We start from the raw sequence: 18,123 nt of genomic DNA, 5'->3' as shown, positions 1-18,123 counted from the left end.
AAGGTGAATAAATTAAGTTAAACTTTTCGCATCATTAGTAAAAAATAAGTGCCGCCCACTAAGGTGGCGACCAACCCCGCAGGGATTTCGTAAGGGAATAAAATTTGTCGTCCGATCCAGTCGGCGATCAGCATAATGGTGCTGCCAAGCAGTGCGGAAATCAGTAATTGTTGCCGTGCTTTATACACCCCTAAAAAATGGCTTAAGTGCGGCACAAGCAAACCGATAAAGCTCAACGGGCCGATCATGAGTGTGGCAAGTGCGGTTAAAATTGCGCTAAAAATAATTAATATCCAACGAGTACGTTTGATATTTAAGCCAAGGGCTTGTGCTATCGGCGTTTGAAGCGATAATAAATCCAGCCAACGACTAAAAATTAAACTTATCGCCAATAATACTAATGTTAATAGAATAAAGGGTATGGCAAGATTCGGATCAGTATTTTGTGTTGACCCCGAAGTCCAGCTGATGAGTTGATTCGCACGTGGATCGCCACTGGCAATGGCAAGACGTTGCAGCGTGTCGAATAGTGCGGAGAGGCTGATCCCTGTCAGTAACACTTTTTCCGGCAGCATGCCATTGCGTTGGTTGATGGTGGCAAGAATCATTAAGGCACTTAACGCACCGCTGATACCGGCAAGCCAAAACCAAAGGGGATCTTGGGCGGAGAAGACAAAGAGTAAAACCAAAATTCCCATACTTGCGCCTGATGACACGCCAAGTAATTCGGGGCTTGCCATTGGGTTTAAGGTTAAACGTTGTAATAACACGCCTGATACGGAAAGCAAAATTCCGGCACAAATGGCGATCAATATGCGTGGATAACGTAAGACAAAAATCTCCCAATCAAAGGCATTATCGGGAACGAGGAATTTCCATTGTGAATGGAATGCGTCTTTGCCGAGACAAAGCACAACAAGTAAACTGACCGCAAATAAGGCAATAGTAAATCGGGTAAAGTGCGGTTGATATCGGCGAAGTTTTTGAGGGGCAGCGTCTGTCAAACGTCCGCTATGAGGTAGTGTGCGGAACATCAACCAAAGTAATAACGGTGTGCCAAGCAAAGCGGTGACAGCGCCGGTCGGCAGACTGATTTGATAATAGAAATTAATGATTTGTAAAACTAAATCGGTGATCGCCAACAACAATGCACCGATGATAAAGGCTGAGATTAATTGCCAAGTTAAGGTGCGAATTCCCAGTTGGCGTACGATGGTGGAGGCGGATAATCCCACAAAACCGATCATGCCCACTGCGCTGACAACGGAAGCGATTAAATAAGCACAGACAGCGACACCGATAAAACGGAGTTTGCCTACCGGTACGCCAAGGCTTTTGGCGTTACTGTCATTTAAGGCAAGAATAGTGAGCGGGCGACGTAACGCAAAAATTAGGGCAAAACTCACCGCACTTTGCACCAATAATAATTGGCTGTCGCGCCAACTTCCTTGGACTAATGAGCCTGCCCCCCATTGTGCCAAACCGCGTGATTCTTCAGGGTAGAACAACATCATTATACCGGTGAAAGAACCAAAATACAGGTTCACCACAAGCCCGGCTAAAATCAATAATAACGGTGACATCGTTTTGCGCATGGCAAGGGTCATCACCAATAACAGGCTTAATGCCGCACCGGCGAGTGCAATAACGCTTGAACCGTATTCCAATAACGTAGGGGCAAAAATTGCCACCAAAAATAGGCTGAATTGCGCACCGCTGTTAATACCCAGTGTGCTGTCGGAGGCGAGCGGATTTCCCATGACTTGTTGCAATAATAGACTGGCGAAGGTGAGACTTCCTCCGGCAAGTAGGGCAATGGTGATACGTGGAAGGGTATAGCTTTGTATTAACAATAAATTAAGGTTATCGGTAAAACGAAAAAGATCAAAAACACGATACCCAATAGGAAGTTGCAAACTCAATAAGAAACCGCTAAGCACAATGAAAATACCGCTTAACACAAGTGTTAAAACCAAACCGCGATTTACCATGTTTCACCGCCCTGTAATAAGCCGTTTGCAAAAATTGTGATAAAGCGTTCTGCGGAAGGTAAGGCGCCAAATGTCCAAACGGCAGGCAAAATCAAGGGTTCTTTCGCCATCGGTAAATGCTGCCATAAGGTATTATGCGTGAGTGCCGAGGCAATGTTATTCGGATAGGGTTTGATTACCACAAATTTGGTATTTTTCGGCAATTTTGCCAGTTCGGTAATCTCGATATTTTGGAATCCCCAATCATTCACTTCTCGTGAATAGGCGTTTTGAAAGCCAAGTTGCTGAATCACTGCACCGAGCAAACTGTTTTCGCCATAAATGCGTAAATGGCGTGTATCAATAAACTGTACTAAAGCCACCGGGCGATCCGTAAAAGGTGCTAAGTGCAGTCGATATTCGGCGATTTTTTTCTCATAGTTTGCAAGTAAGGTTTGTACGGCTTGTGGTTTACCGATAATCTTGCCGATTTCTTGGGTTGCTGCCACGATGTTATGCCAAGTATTTCCTGCTTTATAAAATTCCACGTTATAGACTTTTCCATAAGTGGATAATTTATCATTCAATGCCGCATAAAAATGACTATGAATAAAAGTAAGCGGTTGGGCATTTAGGGAATGTGACAAAGTTGAAATCAGTTCAAAATTAGGTTGTAAACGAATACCTAAATCAATCGTTGTGTGGGGCAATCAAGGCTCCATCACCCAAGTTTGATAGCTTTTCACATCGCCCACAGCAAGCGGTGGTTCGCCTAACGCCATTAGGGTTTCCGCCACAGACCAATCTACGGTAGCGTAACCTGCCTGAAATTCGCCGGCTGAGATTTGTAGGCTACCAAAAAATGCGGTCAGAATTATGAGCATTTTTTTAATAAGGTTTGGCATATTAATAAAAACTCACAGGACGATGGGTTTCAGAGTGCTCAATGACATTGAGTCTAATACCGTAAATTTGCTGTAATGAGGCGGGATTAACAATATCGTGAGCATTACCTTGTGCTAATAATTTTCCACTGTGCAAGGCGACTAAATGATCACAAAAACGGGCGGCAAGGTTGATGTCATGAATGACGATGATGACACCGAGGCTTAATTCACGGCTCAGTTGTTGAATCAGTTGCATCACTTCTACCTGATGAGCGATATCTAAGGCGGCTAAAGGTTCGTCAAGTAATAAAAAGCGACTTTCTTGTGCCAATAACATGGCAAGCCAAATTCTCGAACGTTCACCACCGGAAAGGGTATCGACTAATTGATCGGCAAATTTTTCGGTGTGGGTCAGTTGTAACGCTTTGGTGACAGCTTGTCTATCTGCCTCCGTTTCACGTCCAAACAACCCATTCCACGCATAACGCCCCATGGCGATGAGTTCTTTTGCCATCATATTGGTGGCTTGTGGCAAATGTTGCGGTAAATAAGCCACCTGTTTGGCAAAATCCCGACTATTCCAATGTTGAATGGCACGATTATTTAACAAAATATCACCACTCGAGAGGGATTGCTGTCGTGCCATGAGTTTGATTAATGTTGATTTACCGGAACCGTTATGCCCAATTAGCCCATAAACCTTACCGCTTTCAAAAGAAAGGCTTGTGGGGTGGAGTAAGGTACGCTGGGGAATAGAAAATGAAACTTGCTGAAGTTGAAACACAAATTACCCGAGAACAAACAACAAAATTGGTTTTATTCTATGTGAAAATTATTCTTATTTCAACTTTACCCATATCACTCACAGCAATGGACTGAATAAAAAGAACAAGCGTTCAATAATGCGGTTATAGAATGGTCGGGAGCGCCATTTTTCGCTGTCTAGAGGGGCTGAATTGGCAATATAGCTCTCATGTAGGATCGAAACTTCATTGGCAAAGGCAAGATCTTCTACGGCAAGTGCCAGTTCAAAATTCAAGAAAAAACTGCGTAAATCCATGTTCATTGTACCGACTAAGGCGAGTTTATTATCAACCAGAACACTTTTGGTGTGTAATAAACCTGCTTTAAATTCATAGATTTTCACGCCGGCAGCAAGGAGATCGTCAAAAAAAGTACGGCTTGCCCAGCCCACCATAAGGGAATCATTTTTCTTCGGTAGGATAATTGAAACTTCTACGCCCCGTAAGGCGGCAATGCGTAACGCTTCGGCAATACTGTGACTTGGCACGAAATAGGGGGAGGTGATGACAATGCTTTCTCTAGCGGCATAAATTGCCAACGCTAAACTTTGCGGAGCAAGATCATCGGGGAATGCAGGGCCGGTGGCGATAACTTGGACGGAGTGAGTGTCATAATCATCAATTGGCACAAGCGGACAATTTGGTAAAGATAATGGCAATTCAACGCCGGTTTCAATTTCCCAATCCCAAGCGTGTAGGCTGTTTAACACGGCCGAAACCGCACCGTTAACCCGCACCATAATATCCACCCAATTGCCGACTTTGCTGTTTTGTTTAAAAAAGGCAGGATCGACCATATTCATACTGCCGGTGTAGGAAATTTGATTATCAATGACAATGATTTTGCGATGTTGGCGTAAATCGATCCGGCTAAAAAACATCCTAAATAGATTGACATAGAGGGTTTCGACAATTTCGATGCCTTGTTTGCGTAACGCCCGACATGCTTTACCCTTTAGGAAAGGGCGACTTCCTACGGAATCCAATAAAATACGGATTTCTACCCCTCGTTGTTTGGCATCCAACAAGGCTTGGCTGACGTTTTCTATCATGCCTTGGTTCGACCAAATATAAAACACCATATTTATGGAATGCTGTGCTTGTTGAATATCTTTGATAATGCTGTGAATAATGCTTTCAGGGGTGTCTAGAATATGCAATTCATTGCCTTTGATACAAGGAATGCCGAGGCGTTGATAATTCAGATCAAAGAGCGGTCGATATTGTAGATTTTTGGGTGTGCTAACCAGTGATGACTGTTGCGATAAATGAGCCAACCATTCACTATATTTCGGGTGTAATGTTTTGAACGCCTTAGCACGTTTTGTACCTAATTTTATCTCGCCAAAAACCAAATAGGCAGCGACACCGATAAGCGGTACTAAATAAATGATCATCAGCCAAGAAAGCGTGGCAGAAACCGCTTGTTTTTTTACGAGTAAACGCAGCGTAACAGAAATCACTGATACCCAAACTATCATTGGGGCAATATAAACCAGTATAATATGTTCAAAACTCATAAAATTTTAACCGCACTTATGGAATTCGAGATTCTTTATCAACACCGTGATTTTATCATTATTTATAAACCTTGTGGCGTAAGCGTACATAAAGATCGGGAAATGGTTGGTCTCACCACGCAGGTGGCGAATCAACTGGGTATGGCGCAAGTGTGGTTGGTTCATCGATTGGATAAAGTCACTTCAGGATTATTAATTCTTGCCTTAAATGCAGAAAGTGCGGCTGAATTTTCGCGACTTTTTACCGAACATAAAATACAGAAAACCTACCTCGCATTAAGCCATCAAAAACCGAAAAAGAAACAAGGCCGGATTATCGGTGATATGAAAAAAGCCCGTAATGGGGCGTGGAAACTTTGCCAAAGCAAAGACAATCCTGCGATTACCCAATTTGAAAGCATTAGTTGCGAACCGAATTTACGTTTGTTTATCCTCAAGCCCCAAACCGGCAAAACCCATCAATTACGGGTGGCCATGAAAAGCTTGGGCAGCCCGATTTTAGGTGATGAGCTCTATGGCAAAAACACGGCTGAAATTGACCGCACTTATTTACACGCCGCAAGGTTGGAATTTGAATTTCACGGTGAGAAATTTGACGTGAAAGCCATGCCGAAAGAAGGGGAATGGTGGCGGAGGGAGGCTGTACAAAGAATGATTTTGTGATGTGAACAAAATACTAAGTTCTCATGGACTAGAATGAGCGAGGATGAACTTTAAATATTATAAGATTGTCTTAGGGGAGCTCTGTATTATTTGCTTAGCGTCATGTTTAGATTAAATGAGGTTTTTATGAGATTCTCACAATATATTTTTAGAAAGTTTTCTCTTTCATCAACGACTATTATTGCTTTAGTTTCACTTTATTTCACACTGGTTTTGAATTACCAATTTTATCAAACAGTATTAAAACTTAATCCTTTTACCGGTAGTTCTGAAGATTATTTTTTATTTACTGTCCCATTTTTTGTTTTCTTTACGCTCAATGCCGCATTTCAGCTCATTAGTTTACCCATTCTACATAAAGTGATTATTCCATTGCTTTTAGTCATTGGTGCGGCAATTAGTTATCAGGGGATTTTCTTTGGTATTTATTTTGATAGTGATCAGCTGAATAATGTTCTTCAAACGAACGTTGCGGAAAGTTCTAGGATGATCACTCCCGTTTATTTGCTATGGATCTTTATTTTAGGGGTTATTCCTGCTTGGTTATATATTTGCACACAAATAAATTATCGTCGTTGGTATAAAGAAATCTTGATTCGTTTAGGAATGATTGTACTTTCTTGCGTGGTTGTGATCATTATTGGGAAATTTTACTATAAGGATTATGCGGCATTTTCACGTAATAATAAGGAAATTGTTCATTTGATTGTGCCGTCGAATTTCATCGGCTCAACAATAAAGTTGGTGAAGAAAAATTATCAAGCGAATTTACCATTTACAGAAATTGGGACGGGGGCGTTTGTCGAGAAACCGGATATATATCGTCATGTGACTATCTTAGTGGTAGGGGAAACGACACGAGCACAAAATTGGGGATTGAATGGTTATGCTCGCCAAACTACACCAAAATTGGCAGCTCGTAATGATATTATCAATTTTAAAAATGTTTCAAGTTGTGGTACGGCAACGGCAATTTCCGTGCCCTGTATGTTCTCTCGCTATACCCGTTCTGATTACAATGCGACGAAAGCTGCACATGAAGATAATTTATTAGATATTTTACAGCGTGCTGGTGTTGATGTTTTATGGCGTGATAATGATACAGGGTGCAAAGGGGTATGCGAACGTGTTCCTACACAAAATCTGACGGAATTAAATTTACCTGAATATTGTAAAAATGGGGAATGTTTAGATGAAATTTTATTAAAAGATTTGGATAAGGAATTGAATAAGTCGGACAAAGATACAGTGATTGTATTACACACTATAGGTAGTCATGGTCCAACCTATAATGAGCGTTACTCCAAAGATTTTGAGCAATTTACACCAACTTGTGAAACTAATGAAATTCAGAAATGTTCAAATGAACAATTAGTGAATACTTATGATAATGGTATTCTTTATATTGATAATTTGTTAAATGAAGTAATCAAACTTCTAGAAAAAAGAACAGATTGGGAAAGTACTATGCTGTATGTGTCCGATCATGGTGAAAGTTTAGGTGAAGACGGTATTTATTTGCATGCAACACCTTACGCTATTGCCCCGGTTTATCAAACTCGAGTTCCTATGGTGATGTGGTTTTCACCGGCATGGGTAAAAAATGAGGGGGTTGACTTGAATTGTTTACGTAAAAATGCTGAAACCCAAGAATATTCTCACGATAATTATTTTCACACGATTTTTTCAATGTTAGATATAAAAAATGATTTAAATATTTACGATAAAAAGCTTGATATTTTGGCACAGTGTAAAGTTAGGAACTAAATTTGATTTATATAATAACATTGGGGGTAACGTGTTGATAATTTTGGAATGCTAGCCAGTGAAAGATATAGTTATTTTACATTCATTAAGCATTATCTACGGAAAGTAGATCAATGTAAGAAACTACAATGTATTGTACAGGTCTTTAAGTCTTTGATGTGTAAGGTGTTATGTGAATATCTTTGCTAAGGATAAAGTCTAGAAACATAAATTCTGTAAGAATTAAAGACCTTGAAATTTAGATAGGGGAGAATTTGGCGAGATACTGTATAATACACCGCACTTTCTCCCTCTTTCTTACAAACAGGAACTTAAATGAAATTTATCTCTTTTAATATTAATGGGTTACGTGCACGTCCGCATCAATTGGAGGCGGTGATTGAAAAATACCAACCGGATGTGATTGGTTTACAGGAAATTAAAGTGGCGGATGAGGCCTTTCCTTATGAAATCACAGAAAATTTGGGCTATCACGTATTTCACCACGGACAAAAAGGGCATTATGGTGTGGCGTTATTGACCAAACAAGAGCCGAAAGCCGTTCGCCGTGGATTCCCTACGGATAATGAGGATGCGCAAAAACGGATTATTATGGCGGATTTGGAAACGGATTTTGGTTTATTGACGGTGATTAACGGCTATTTCCCACAAGGCGAAAGCCGTAGCCACGAAACCAAATTTCCGGCAAAAGAAAAATTTTATGCAGATTTGCAACGTTATTTAGAACAAGATCACGATAAAGCTAATCCGATTTTAATCATGGGGGATATGAATATTAGCCCGACAGATTTAGACATTGGCATTGGTGAGGAAAGCCGTAAACGTTGGTTGCGTACCGGAAAATGTTCTTTCTTACCTGAAGAACGTGAGTGGTATCAGCGCTTATATGATTATGGCTTAGAGGACAGTTTCCGCAAATTGAACCCAACGGCAAATGATAAATTCTCGTGGTTTGATTACCGTTCAAAAGGCTTTGATGATAATCGTGGTTTACGCATTGATCATATTTTGGTAAATCAAGTATTAGCAGAACGCTGTGTTGATGTTGGTATTGCTTTGGATATTCGGGCAATGGAAAAGCCTTCTGATCATGCACCGATTTGGGCGGAATTTAAATAGGACGAAAACATGGATATGGCAAATTGGCAGAATTATCGTTCTATGGTGAATGACATGCCTGCCGTGTTTACCGCAAACATTGAAAATATCGATCAATTTCATGGTAAAAATTGTAATAGCATTGTGCAATTTGCTATTAGTTATGACACTGATGAAAGTGGGCTTCCGTCAGAAGGGGAATACGATAAACTTATTAATCGTATATTCAAAATTTTGGCACAATTGACCGCACTTCCGAATGTATTTTTTGCCGGGCATTTTATTTGTAATGGACAGGCTAAAATGCATTTTTATTGTGAACATTCCGAGCTGTTACTTGAAACCTTATCGCAAATTGATTTTGTGGAAGAGGTGAGTGTTCAAGAGGATCCGAATTGGGATACTTATTTTGATTTTTTACTTGCTTCCCCCCTTGAGATAAAAATGAACGCCACTGAAGAATTGTTAGGCTTATTGCAAAGTAAAGGGCGTAATTTAAGTGATACTTATTTGGTCGAACATAGTTTTCATTTTGATGAAGAACAGAAAATGCTTCCTTTTATGGATGAATTGAGCTTAGGGGATTATTCCTTCGTGACATTGCAATATTCCGCACAACCTATTCAGTTTAATGAAGATGATGAGCCTTATTATCTGGTGAAGCTTGAGCAAGAACTAGCCCTTGATAATGGTGAGATTTTTGAACTGGTCGAAAAATTTGAAAAATTAGCCCAACAATTTATGGGAGATTATATTGGTTGGGAATGCGATAGTCTGATGGATGATAGTAAGCAATTAAATTGATGTGCTTTGTAGGGATACACTGCGTGTGTCCACTTATAACATATTGAAATAATTTGATTTTATAACGGACACACGCAGTGTATCCCTACAAAATAAATACAAATTGAATTTGTATAAGCTAATGCTGGGATTATTCTACCCAAGTGACAATTTCATCTATCGCTTTACGGGATTTCTTTGTAATATCACGGGCTCGGTAGCCAAATGTGGCGGCAACGGATACGCCATATTCATTCGGATCAAACAAGCCTTCTTCAGCAAGCGCCTGATTCATTAAGTCATAATGGAAGCCTTCAATCGGGCAGGAATCAATTCCCATCGCCACCGCACCGGTCAGCATATTGGCTAGGGCGATGTAAGTTTGTTTACTACACCAGTCGAATAAAGTGCGGTCACTTTCCAACAATTTCATATCGTTTTCTTGCAAGGTTTTATATTTTGCTAAGGCTTGTTGTTGCTGTTCTTCCGTCAGCCCTTTACGAACCATCACATCAACAAAAAACGGGCTATCATAACGCGCGTTTTTCTTCGCCAGTAAAACCACCAGATGACTACAATTGTCCAACTGATTCATCATACCCCAGCTAAATGGCTTGATTTTATCTCTTAACGCTTTGTTTTGAATCACTAAGAGTTTCCAGGGCTCTGATCCCACAGAACTCGGGGAAGGCGTGCACATTCCAAAATGGCATGGAAATCTTCGTCACTGATTTTTTTACTCGGATCGTAATAGCGGGTTGAACTGCGTTGATGAAGAAGCTCGATAACTTCTTGAGCGGTAAGTGTTACCATGATTTTCCTCTTGATTAAAGTCAAAAACGGTCACTATTTTACGTTTTTCTTATTGAATCTACAAATACAGAAAATGTTACCGGTTTTAGAGCAAGGCTGTTTTTTATATTGCACAGGAGGAAATTAATACTGAGTCGTTTAATTTTCATTCTGATTCTTAACACATCAATATTCTTTATAATTTTCTTGATTTGAATCTAGCGGAATGATGATGGTAGGAAATAGTAGGGACGTAAGATTTCAGTCAAATTTTTTGATGATAGGGAGAGAACACTATAGGATATTATGGTAACAGAAATCTCAATGCCGAATTCAAGTAATTTTTATAGAGCGTTTTTATCGTGCTGATAGAGGAATTAAAAAAATAGAAAAAGGTTGGTAAAACCAACCTTTCTTGAATAAACTCTTGATACACAAGGATAAATATCCGTAAGTATAACGAGTTTGCGTATTAACGTTTGGAGTATTGTGGACGACGACGTGCTTTGTGTAAACCCACTTTTTTACGTTCAACGCGACGTGCATCGCGAGTAACGAATCCGGCAGCACGGAGCGCTGGGCGTAGGGTTTCATCGTATTCCATCAATGCACGGGTAATACCGTGACGGATTGCCCCCGCTTGACCTGAAATACCACCACCTTTTACAGTGATATATAGATCTAATTTATCTGTTAATTCAACCAATTCTAACGGCTGACGTACTATCATTCGTGAAGTCTCACGACCGAAGTAAACGTCTAATTCACGTTGGTTGATAGTGATTTTACCACTGCCCGGTTTGATAAATACACGAGCTGAAGAGCTTTTGCGGCGACCTGTGCCGTAGTTTTGATTCTCTGCCATATCCTAAACCTCGTGATTAAATATCTAAAACTTGTGGTTGCTGTGCTGCGTGTTGGTGTTCTGAACCTGCATACACTTTTAATTTACGGAACATTGCTCGGCCTAATGGACCTTTTGGCAACATACCTTTAACCGCAATTTCAATCACTGCTTCAGGACGGCGTGCGATCATTTCTTTGAACGTGGCTTGCTTGATACCGCCTACATAGCCAGTGTGCCAATAGTAAAGTTTATCAGTTTCTTTACGACCGGTTACCGCTACTTTGTCTGCATTGATCACGATGATGTAATCACCGGTATCTACATGTGGCGTGTATTCAGCCTTGTGTTTACCACGAAGACGACGTGCTAATTCAGTCGCTAAACGACCTAAAGTTTTACCTGTCGCATCTACTACGTACCAGTCGCGTTTAACCGTTTCTGGTTTTGCTACAAAAGTTTTCATTAATTAATTACCAAAAATTAGTTTGATACCCAGTGTTCTAATGAACACAACCAGTAATCTGAATCAGCACCCCTTCGAGTGTGATCTTGATAAAATAATGCACGATGGGAATTCGTGCATTTACAGGGTCCGCGTATTATACATATTTTTCAGACAAATGCTAATTTTTTATACTTATCATTCATAACTTTACTGAATGAGAGATTGAACCCTCTTAATCGTTCAAATAAGTATGAATTATCGCATTTGAGCGGTTTACCAGCCTAGTCAACGATTCTTAGATGAGACGTTGATTTAGGCAAAGATTTTTTCTTTGTTGTTTTTGGGGGAACAACGGCTTCAGTGAAATTATTAGGTTGATCTGTATCGGGTTCTTTATTCAATTCATCATAAATGACTTCAGGCTCAAACATCACGCCGTCACCGTTTTCACGTGCGTAAATAGCAAGTGCGGCGCCCATAGGAATATAAAGTTCTCGTGACACCCCTTTGAAACGCGCATTAAATTGAATGAAGTCATTTGTCAGTTGCAAATTACCCGTGGCACTAGCAGAAAGATTAAGTACGATTTGTCCGTCCTGAACATATTCAAGTGGCACATTTACTCCCCAATAAGTGGCATCAACCACTAAATAAGGTGTAAAGTTGTTATCGACTAGCCAGTCATAATAAGCTCGTAACAAATAAGGGCGCTTTGGCGAAGATTTATATTCCATTATTTATCATCCATTAAATTTTTAGGTGCTGCTTCCCCAACTGATTGTAAAAACGAATCACGACTAAATACGCGATCCATGTAGCCTTTTAATGCTTTGCTACCCGCTCCGGTAAATTCTACGCCAAACTGTTTTAATTTCCACAATAATGGTGCAACATAGCAATCAACCAAACTGAATTCTTCACTCATAAAATAAGGCATTTGTTGGAAGATAGATGAAGTTGCCAATAATTCTTCTTTTAGCTGTCCAAGTGCTTCCGCTCGTTCAGTTTCATTGCCTTTTTCTGCTTTCATTAAGGTTGGATACCAATCTTGTTCAATACGTAACATTAAAAGACGGGTTTTACCACGTGCAATGGGGTAAACAGGCATAAGTGGAGGATGAGGAAAACGCTCGTCAAGATACTCCATAATAATACGTGAATTAAATAACACTAAATCACGATCGACTAATGTTGGTAAAGAACCATAAGGATTTAATTCCATTAAATCTTCTGTTAATGCCTGTGGATCAACTTCTTCATTTTCATAAGCTACGCCTTTTTCTGCTAACACAATTTTCACTTGATGGCAGTAAATGTCATCTTTATTTGAGAAAAGTGTCATAACAAAACGTTTACTTGATGCATTGGACATTGATTCCTCCGAAGATCCAAATTAAATAATAAGAGTTTTTGAAAAGGTTGGTATTCTACCATAAGCAAGAATGAAAAAGCCAAGGAAAACTTATTTTTGATTTATATTCAGTAAGTTAGATACAAAATACTATTTAAATGATATGAAAAAACGGAGGAAAAACCTCCGCTTTATTCGCTTAAAAAATATCTGATTTAACAATATTATTTATCTTTCATCGTTATTGTTTACGCCAGCTAGTTCCATTTGGCCCATCTTCTAATATAACTCCCATCGCATTTAATGCATTTCGGGCTTCATCAGCCGCTCCCCAGTTCTTGGCGGCTCTGGCTTCATTGCGTTGTTGGATCAATGCCTCGATTTTAGCGACTTCATCATCGTTTGAACCTGCCTGTAAAAAGGTTTCCGGATCTTGTTCCAATAGTCCCAGAGTTTGAGCTAATTCTCGTAAACGTGCGGCTAATCCATTGGCTTTTTCCATCGCTTCAGATTTTAATTTATTCACTTCACGTGCCATTTCAAATAACACAGAAATGGCATTTGGTGTGTTAAAATCATCATCCATCGCTTCACGGAATGCTGCGACAAAATTTTCTCCACCAAAAGCGACCGCACTTTGATCTGTTCCCCGCAATGCGGTGTATAACCGTTCCAATGCACCATGGGCTAAATTGAGGTTTTCCTCACTATAATTGAGTTGGCTGCGATAATGGGCGGATAATAAGAAATAGCGTACTGTTTCCGCATCATAATGATTAAGCACATCACGAATGGTGAAGAAATTGCCAAGAGATTTCGACATTTTTTCTTTATCCACCATAATCATACCGGAGTGAATCCAATAATTGACATAATCGCCACCATGCGCACAGCAAGATTGGGCAATTTCATTTTCGTGGTGAGGGAACATTAAATCAGAACCGCCACCGTGAATATCAAAATGTTCGCCTAACTGCTTACTGTTCATCGCTGAACATTCAATATGCCAGCCCGGGCGACCGGCACCCCAAGGTGATTGCCAACTCGGCTCGTTCTCTTTTGACATTTTCCATAACACGAAATCCATCGGATTTTTCTTCACGTCAGAGACATCAACCCGTGCGCCGGCCTGTAATTGTTCTAAATCTTGACGGGATAATTGACCGTATTCTTTGAAGCTTTCCACATCAAACATCACATCGCCGTTTTGAGCCACATAAGCGTGTCCCCGTTCAATCAATCTTTCAACGATCTCAATAATTTCAGGAATATGATGAGTCGCTCTTGGTTCAAAATCCGGACGTAAAATATTCAAGGCATCAAAATCCTTGTACATCTCAGTAACCATACGATCAACTAATTGTTCGCAGCTTTCTTGATTTTCTAATGCTCGCTTAATGATTTTGTCATCTACATCGGTAATATTACGTACATAAGTTAAGTTATAACCTAAATAACGTAGATAGCGGGCGATCACATCAAAGGAAACAAACGTTCGTCCATGACCGATATGGCATAGGTCATAAACCGTGACACCGCACACATACATTCCCACGTTATTTTCGTGAATAGGTTTAAAAATTTCTTTTTCTCGGGTTAGGGTATTGAAGATTTTTAGCATTTTTTTCTCGGATAAAAATAGATATTGAAACTGACCGCACTTTTATAGCACTTATTGGCTATTTATGGAATAATGGTGTCCTTTAAATTTCATAGGGAAATCAAAATGGTTATTTTACACACAAATTTTGGCGATATTAAACTGGCATTAAATGCAGAAAAAGCACCAATCACAGTAGAAAATTTCTTAACTTATTGTAAAAATGGTTTTTATGATAACACAATTTTCCACCGTGTTATTGATGGATTTATGATCCAAGGTGGCGGCATGGAAAGCGGAATGAAAGAGAAAAATACCAATGCACCAATCCAAAATGAAGCATCAAATGGATTGAGCAATAAGCGTGGTACGATTGCTATGGCTCGCACTTCCGATCCGCATTCGGCAACAGCACAATTTTTTATTAATGTGGCGGATAATACGTTTTTGGATTATCGTTCCAAAGAAATGTTCGGCAAAACCGTGGTGCAAGAATGGGGCTATGCGGTGTTTGGTGAAGTAGTGGAAGGCATGGACGTTGTGGATAAAATTAAAGGTGTGAAAACCAGCAATAAAGGTTTCCACCAAGATGTCCCGAAAGATGATGTAGTGATTAATTCCATTACCGTAGAATAATGAAGGAAACCTGAGCTTTGTCTCAGGTTTTCTCTTTCCATTTCAAAGCGATATATTATGCCTTTTTTCGATACTCATACTCACCTTGATTATTTACAGCAATTCACCGGCGAGCCTCTTTCGCAATTAGTGGAAAATGCCAAGCAAGCCGGTGTACAAAAAATTTTGATTGTTGCCGTGCTTGAACGAGATTTCAAAACAATCCAAAAAATGACCGCACTTTATCCGCAAAATTTATATTATGGGCTAGGTTTACACCCGCTTTATATTAAAGAACATTCAGAAAAGGATTTATCCCTGTTGGAACAAGCGTTAGGGCAGCGTGATAAAAATGGTACGGTGCTGGCGGAAATTGGTTTGGAACGGGCGATTCCCGATTTATTGACGGACAAACTTTGGCAAAAACAATGTCATTTTTTTGAAAGTCAGCTTTATTTAGCGAAACAATTTGCCTTACCCGTAAATATTCATAGTCGAAAATCTCATGATCAAGTGTTTACTTTTTTAAAACGTATTTCATTGCCTAAATATGGCGTGATACATGGTTTTGCAGGTAGTTATGATCAAGCCAAACGGTTTGTGGATCTTGGTTATAAAATCGGTGTCGGTGGCACCATTACTTATCAACGGGCGAATAAAACCCGCCAAGCCATTGCAAAATTGCCTTTGGATGCCTTGGTGTTGGAAACGGATTCCCCCGATATGCCGGTGTTTGGTTTTCAGGGACAGCCAAATCGCCCAGAGCGGATTATTCAGGTATTTCATTCCTTATGTGAGCTAAGGAATGAGGAATCCGATCAAATAAAAGAGGTTATTTGGTGTAATAGTAATAAATTATTTGGGAGATAATAAGATGGGTGTTTTAGGACCGCATGAAGGGAGAGAATTAGAGTTGATGTTAAATCATCAAAAAGAGATTGCTTTATTTTACACCGATGCTGAAGTGCCGGAGGATTTTTTTCCTTATTTAGAGAATAAGACCTTTGAACTAAAAACGATTAATTTAAAAACATCACTGGGTGATTTTTCCTATTACTTAATATACCGACCGGAACATATAGAAAAAGCAGAGGAATTAAGCTCGGTTTTGTTGAAAAGTTACGATAAGTTTGATCCTGATTTAGAAAGAAAAATCGGGAAATTACTTGGTTATAGTGATGATGATATTGAGTTCTATATAAACCATTGGTTAAAATCGACATAGGAAAATGTATTATATGTAATAAAATAGTTTCATTGCAGTGTAACGCTATGGAGAAATATCATTTTGTCAGTCAGTCAGTCAGTCAGTCAGTCAGTCAGTCAGTGAGATTAGTCTAAGTTTTGTTGTTCCTGTTTACAATGTCGAAAAATATCTTGCTCAGTGTTTGGATAGTCTTGTTTCACAGTCCATAAGTAAAGAAATCATCATTGTCAATGATGGTTCAACGGATGGTAGTCTAGCCGTAGCCGAGCAGTATTTCTCTCGTTATCCCTTCATTACCCTCATCAATCAACATAATCAAGGGGTTGCTTCTGCCCGTAATGCCGGCTTGAGGCAAGCGAAAGGACGTTATGTCTATTTTGTCGATCCCGATGACTGGCTTGTTGAAACTCATTTAGGCAGCATGGTTGAGATTGCTGACAGACATCAAGCCGATGTGCTAAAAGGCACCATAGAAAATAGTTATGAATGTGATTCAAGAGGACCTTGTTCACGCAGGTTTGAGTCCTCTCGAATAAAATCAAATCAATATGAGGTTATGAGTAGTTATCAACATTTAAATGATATGCTCAAATGGGATTGGCATCCAAGTTGCTGTTTTGGTTTTTTTAGAACAAACTTTTTGCGCCAAAATAATCTTTGGCTTAATGAAACCTTAAATGTTGGGGAAGATGTGCTGTTTATTGCAGAAATTCTTTCTCTCTCAGATGTTACAGTGATTGAGGTAGGGCGTGTATTTTATCACTATCGTTTAAGACCAAATAGTCTCACCACAACAAAAAACGATATACCAAAACTTGTTCATCTATTTGAACTTGATAAATATTTAATAAAACTTTATGAACAACGCCAAAATGACATTAAAAATGTTAATGACGAAACAAAACGAATGTTTGTAAATTTAGAAAGAATTAGAGCGGCTAACTTTAGTATAGCTTATCGTTATCAATATTCACAGTATTCACCGGAATTGAAAGCTGAAGCCTATCATTATTTCACAGAAGAAGTATTACAATTGATGAAAAAATGGCTTCCTTTTGAGGTGAAATTATAAATCCTTAAAGCGATAAATAATCTGATTCGCCGATCCCCGCCAAAGTAAGCTTAGGTCGGCTTTTTCTTGTTCAAATTTTCCATCAATGAGGACATCAATATAGGACAACATAGCACGCTGATTTTCGTCCAATTCGTCTAATTTGTAACCTGTCCATACCCAAATATCTTTGTCGGGGCATTCATGTTTTACCCGTTGCACGAAAGGCAAGAGCGTTTCTACGTTGCGAGGATGTAATGGATCGCCACCGGATAGTGTTAAACCTTGGCGTTTAATACGGGTATCTTTTAAATCATTGATAATTTGTTGTGCCATGGCTTCGTCAAATACTACGCCGGCACTGAACGACCAGCTTTTTTGGTTGTAGCAGCCCTTGCAACCATGAGTACAGCCACTCACAAAGAGTGTACAGCGTGTGCCTTCGCCATTTACCACATCAACGGGGTAATATTGTAAATAATTCATTATGCCAATTCCTGAAAAGTGCGGTTTAAATTCTCGTCAAATTCACCATTAGGTGCAATTAATCTTTGCAATACCCCTTTAATTCTTGCATAATAGCGCGCAATCGCATTGCGATATCAATGGAAACCTTTTCGGTCTCTCGCAACGATGTCCGGTTTACTCGGTCAGGTTCGGAAGAAAGCAGCCAAAGTCGGAATTTCTGTGTGCCGAGAAGAAGCTGGGAAGGTTTCCGCCCAAC

Annotated in this window: 17 protein-coding genes, 1 other RNA gene and 2 pseudogenes; 9 read left to right on the top strand and 11 right to left on the bottom strand. The window is 39.6% G+C overall.

The window, feature by feature from the left end; genetic code table 11:
• Positions 1–17: 17 nt before the first annotated feature.
• The 4 genes and pseudogenes from fhuB to cls form a co-directional block, all read right to left on the bottom strand.
• Complete coding sequence (gene fhuB / locus E4T92_RS06665) at positions 18–1,991, bottom strand: Fe(3+)-hydroxamate ABC transporter permease FhuB (RefSeq protein WP_135093932.1); 1,974 nt, start codon at positions 1,989–1,991, stop codon at positions 18–20.
• Positions 1,985–2,875 (bottom strand): annotated as a pseudogene (locus E4T92_RS06660) (iron-siderophore ABC transporter substrate-binding protein). Before E4T92_RS06660 ends, fhuB begins: the two are co-directional and overlap by 7 nt.
• A 1-nt stretch (position 2,876) precedes the next feature.
• Positions 2,877–3,641, bottom strand: coding sequence for an ATP-binding cassette domain-containing protein (locus tag E4T92_RS06655; protein WP_135093931.1), 765 nt, complete (start codon positions 3,639–3,641; stop codon positions 2,877–2,879).
• Between the two features lie 78 nt (positions 3,642–3,719).
• A complete protein-coding gene (cls, locus tag E4T92_RS06650; protein ID WP_135093930.1) occupies positions 3,720–5,180 on the bottom strand; it encodes a cardiolipin synthase in 1,461 nt (486 codons plus the stop codon).
• An 18-nt stretch (positions 5,181–5,198) separates the two neighbouring features.
• Here cls and E4T92_RS06645 point away from each other — a divergent pair, with 18 nt between their 5' ends.
• The 4 genes from E4T92_RS06645 (at position 5,199) to E4T92_RS06630 (ending at position 9,512) form a co-directional block, all read left to right on the top strand.
• Complete coding sequence (locus E4T92_RS06645; protein ID WP_135094029.1) at positions 5,199–5,843, top strand: TIGR01621 family pseudouridine synthase; 645 nt, start codon at positions 5,199–5,201, stop codon at positions 5,841–5,843.
• A 126-nt stretch (positions 5,844–5,969) separates the two neighbouring features.
• Complete coding sequence (locus E4T92_RS06640) at positions 5,970–7,610, top strand: phosphoethanolamine--lipid A transferase (RefSeq protein WP_135093929.1); 1,641 nt, start codon at positions 5,970–5,972, stop codon at positions 7,608–7,610.
• A 315-nt stretch (positions 7,611–7,925) separates the two neighbouring features.
• On the top strand, positions 7,926–8,729 hold the full coding sequence (gene xthA, locus E4T92_RS06635) for an exodeoxyribonuclease III (protein ID WP_077542788.1): 804 nt from the start codon (positions 7,926–7,928) through the stop codon (positions 8,727–8,729).
• A 9-nt stretch (positions 8,730–8,738) separates the two neighbouring features.
• Positions 8,739–9,512 carry a TIGR01619 family protein gene (locus E4T92_RS06630; RefSeq protein WP_135093928.1) on the top strand — a complete coding sequence of 258 codons (774 nt, stop codon included), beginning with the start codon at positions 8,739–8,741 and terminating at the stop codon, positions 9,510–9,512.
• Positions 9,513–9,642: 130 nt separating this feature from the next.
• On the opposite strand, the pseudogene E4T92_RS06625 reads toward E4T92_RS06630, so the two are convergent.
• From E4T92_RS06625 to cysS, 6 genes and pseudogenes are all read right to left on the bottom strand, one after another.
• Positions 9,643–10,304: pseudogene (locus E4T92_RS06625) on the bottom strand (NAD(P)H-dependent oxidoreductase).
• A 451-nt stretch (positions 10,305–10,755) separates the two neighbouring features.
• Complete coding sequence (gene rpsI / locus E4T92_RS06620) at positions 10,756–11,148, bottom strand: 30S ribosomal protein S9 (protein ID WP_077542791.1); 393 nt, start codon at positions 11,146–11,148, stop codon at positions 10,756–10,758.
• 16 nt (positions 11,149–11,164) lie between these two features.
• Positions 11,165–11,593, bottom strand: a complete 429-nt coding sequence (gene rplM, locus E4T92_RS06615; RefSeq protein WP_077416350.1) for a 50S ribosomal protein L13 — start codon at positions 11,591–11,593, stop codon at positions 11,165–11,167.
• A 263-nt stretch (positions 11,594–11,856) separates the two neighbouring features.
• Positions 11,857–12,309 (bottom strand): ClpXP protease specificity-enhancing factor, encoded by a 453-nt coding sequence (locus E4T92_RS06610; protein WP_135093927.1) that lies wholly within the window; start codon positions 12,307–12,309, stop codon positions 11,857–11,859.
• Positions 12,309–12,947, bottom strand: a complete 639-nt coding sequence (gene sspA / locus E4T92_RS06605) for a stringent starvation protein SspA (RefSeq protein ID WP_077542793.1) — start codon at positions 12,945–12,947, stop codon at positions 12,309–12,311. Before sspA ends, E4T92_RS06610 begins: the two co-directional genes overlap by 1 nt.
• A gap of 220 nt (positions 12,948–13,167) precedes the next feature.
• Positions 13,168–14,547: a cysteine--tRNA ligase gene (gene cysS / locus E4T92_RS06600; protein WP_135093926.1), complete on the bottom strand. Its 1,380-nt coding sequence runs from the start codon at positions 14,545–14,547 to the stop codon at positions 13,168–13,170.
• A 105-nt stretch (positions 14,548–14,652) separates the two neighbouring features.
• Between cysS and E4T92_RS06595 the strand changes: the two genes are divergently transcribed.
• The 4 genes from E4T92_RS06595 to E4T92_RS06580 are packed head-to-tail and all read left to right on the top strand — an operon-like array spanning position 14,653 to position 17,420.
• Positions 14,653–15,162, top strand: a complete 510-nt coding sequence (locus tag E4T92_RS06595) for a peptidylprolyl isomerase (protein ID WP_135093925.1) — start codon at positions 14,653–14,655, stop codon at positions 15,160–15,162.
• 57 nt (positions 15,163–15,219) lie between these two features.
• Complete coding sequence (locus E4T92_RS06590; protein ID WP_135093924.1) at positions 15,220–16,011, top strand: TatD family hydrolase; 792 nt, start codon at positions 15,220–15,222, stop codon at positions 16,009–16,011.
• Positions 16,012–16,015: 4 nt separating this feature from the next.
• Positions 16,016–16,366 carry a hemocin immunity protein gene (locus tag E4T92_RS06585; protein ID WP_077542796.1) on the top strand — a complete coding sequence of 117 codons (351 nt, stop codon included), beginning with the start codon at positions 16,016–16,018 and terminating at the stop codon, positions 16,364–16,366.
• Between the two features lie 55 nt (positions 16,367–16,421).
• A complete protein-coding gene (locus tag E4T92_RS06580) occupies positions 16,422–17,420 on the top strand; it encodes a glycosyltransferase (protein ID WP_135093923.1) in 999 nt (332 codons plus the stop codon).
• Here E4T92_RS06580 and nrdG read toward each other — a convergent pair.
• Positions 17,415–17,885, bottom strand: coding sequence for an anaerobic ribonucleoside-triphosphate reductase-activating protein (gene nrdG, locus E4T92_RS06575; protein WP_135093922.1), 471 nt, complete (start codon positions 17,883–17,885; stop codon positions 17,415–17,417). The genes E4T92_RS06580 and nrdG overlap by 6 nt on opposite strands.
• A 128-nt stretch (positions 17,886–18,013) precedes the next feature.
• Here nrdG and ffs point away from each other — a divergent pair.
• Positions 18,014–18,112, top strand: an RNA gene (gene ffs, locus E4T92_RS06570) — signal recognition particle sRNA small type.
• Positions 18,113–18,123: the final 11 nt, after the last annotated feature.

Source organism: Pasteurella sp. WM03 (assembly GCF_004570945.1).
Classification (GTDB): domain Bacteria; phylum Pseudomonadota; class Gammaproteobacteria; order Enterobacterales; family Pasteurellaceae; genus Rodentibacter.
Note: the sequence above shows the minus strand (reverse complement) of the source record. Positions and strands in the feature narration are given on the sequence as shown.

What these genes read in the sequence shown, in the direction of transcription:
- xthA (WP_077542788.1), top strand. Translation starts at nt 7,926, where the DNA reads ATGAAATTTATCTCTTTTAATATTAATGGGTTACGTGCACGTCCGCAT.
- cysS (WP_135093926.1), bottom strand. Translation starts at nt 14,547, where the DNA reads ATGCTAAAAATCTTCAATACCCTAACCCGAGAAAAAGAAATTTTTAAA.
- E4T92_RS06590 (WP_135093924.1), top strand. Translation starts at nt 15,220, where the DNA reads ATGCCTTTTTTCGATACTCATACTCACCTTGATTATTTACAGCAATTC.
- E4T92_RS06585 (WP_077542796.1), top strand. Translation starts at nt 16,016, where the DNA reads ATGGGTGTTTTAGGACCGCATGAAGGGAGAGAATTAGAGTTGATGTTA.
- E4T92_RS06610 (WP_135093927.1), bottom strand. Translation starts at nt 12,309, where the DNA reads ATGGAATATAAATCTTCGCCAAAGCGCCCTTATTTGTTACGAGCTTAT.
- fhuB (WP_135093932.1), bottom strand. Translation starts at nt 1,991, where the DNA reads ATGGTAAATCGCGGTTTGGTTTTAACACTTGTGTTAAGCGGTATTTTC.
- cls (WP_135093930.1), bottom strand. Translation starts at nt 5,180, where the DNA reads ATGAGTTTTGAACATATTATACTGGTTTATATTGCCCCAATGATAGTT.
- nrdG (WP_135093922.1), bottom strand. Translation starts at nt 17,885, where the DNA reads ATGAATTATTTACAATATTACCCCGTTGATGTGGTAAATGGCGAAGGC.
- rpsI (WP_077542791.1), bottom strand. Translation starts at nt 11,148, where the DNA reads ATGGCAGAGAATCAAAACTACGGCACAGGTCGCCGCAAAAGCTCTTCA.
- E4T92_RS06595 (WP_135093925.1), top strand. Translation starts at nt 14,653, where the DNA reads ATGGTTATTTTACACACAAATTTTGGCGATATTAAACTGGCATTAAAT.
- E4T92_RS06640 (WP_135093929.1), top strand. Translation starts at nt 5,970, where the DNA reads ATGAGATTCTCACAATATATTTTTAGAAAGTTTTCTCTTTCATCAACG.
- E4T92_RS06630 (WP_135093928.1), top strand. Translation starts at nt 8,739, where the DNA reads ATGGATATGGCAAATTGGCAGAATTATCGTTCTATGGTGAATGACATG.
- sspA (WP_077542793.1), bottom strand. Translation starts at nt 12,947, where the DNA reads ATGTCCAATGCATCAAGTAAACGTTTTGTTATGACACTTTTCTCAAAT.
- rplM (WP_077416350.1), bottom strand. Translation starts at nt 11,593, where the DNA reads ATGAAAACTTTTGTAGCAAAACCAGAAACGGTTAAACGCGACTGGTAC.
- E4T92_RS06645 (WP_135094029.1), top strand. Translation starts at nt 5,199, where the DNA reads ATGGAATTCGAGATTCTTTATCAACACCGTGATTTTATCATTATTTAT.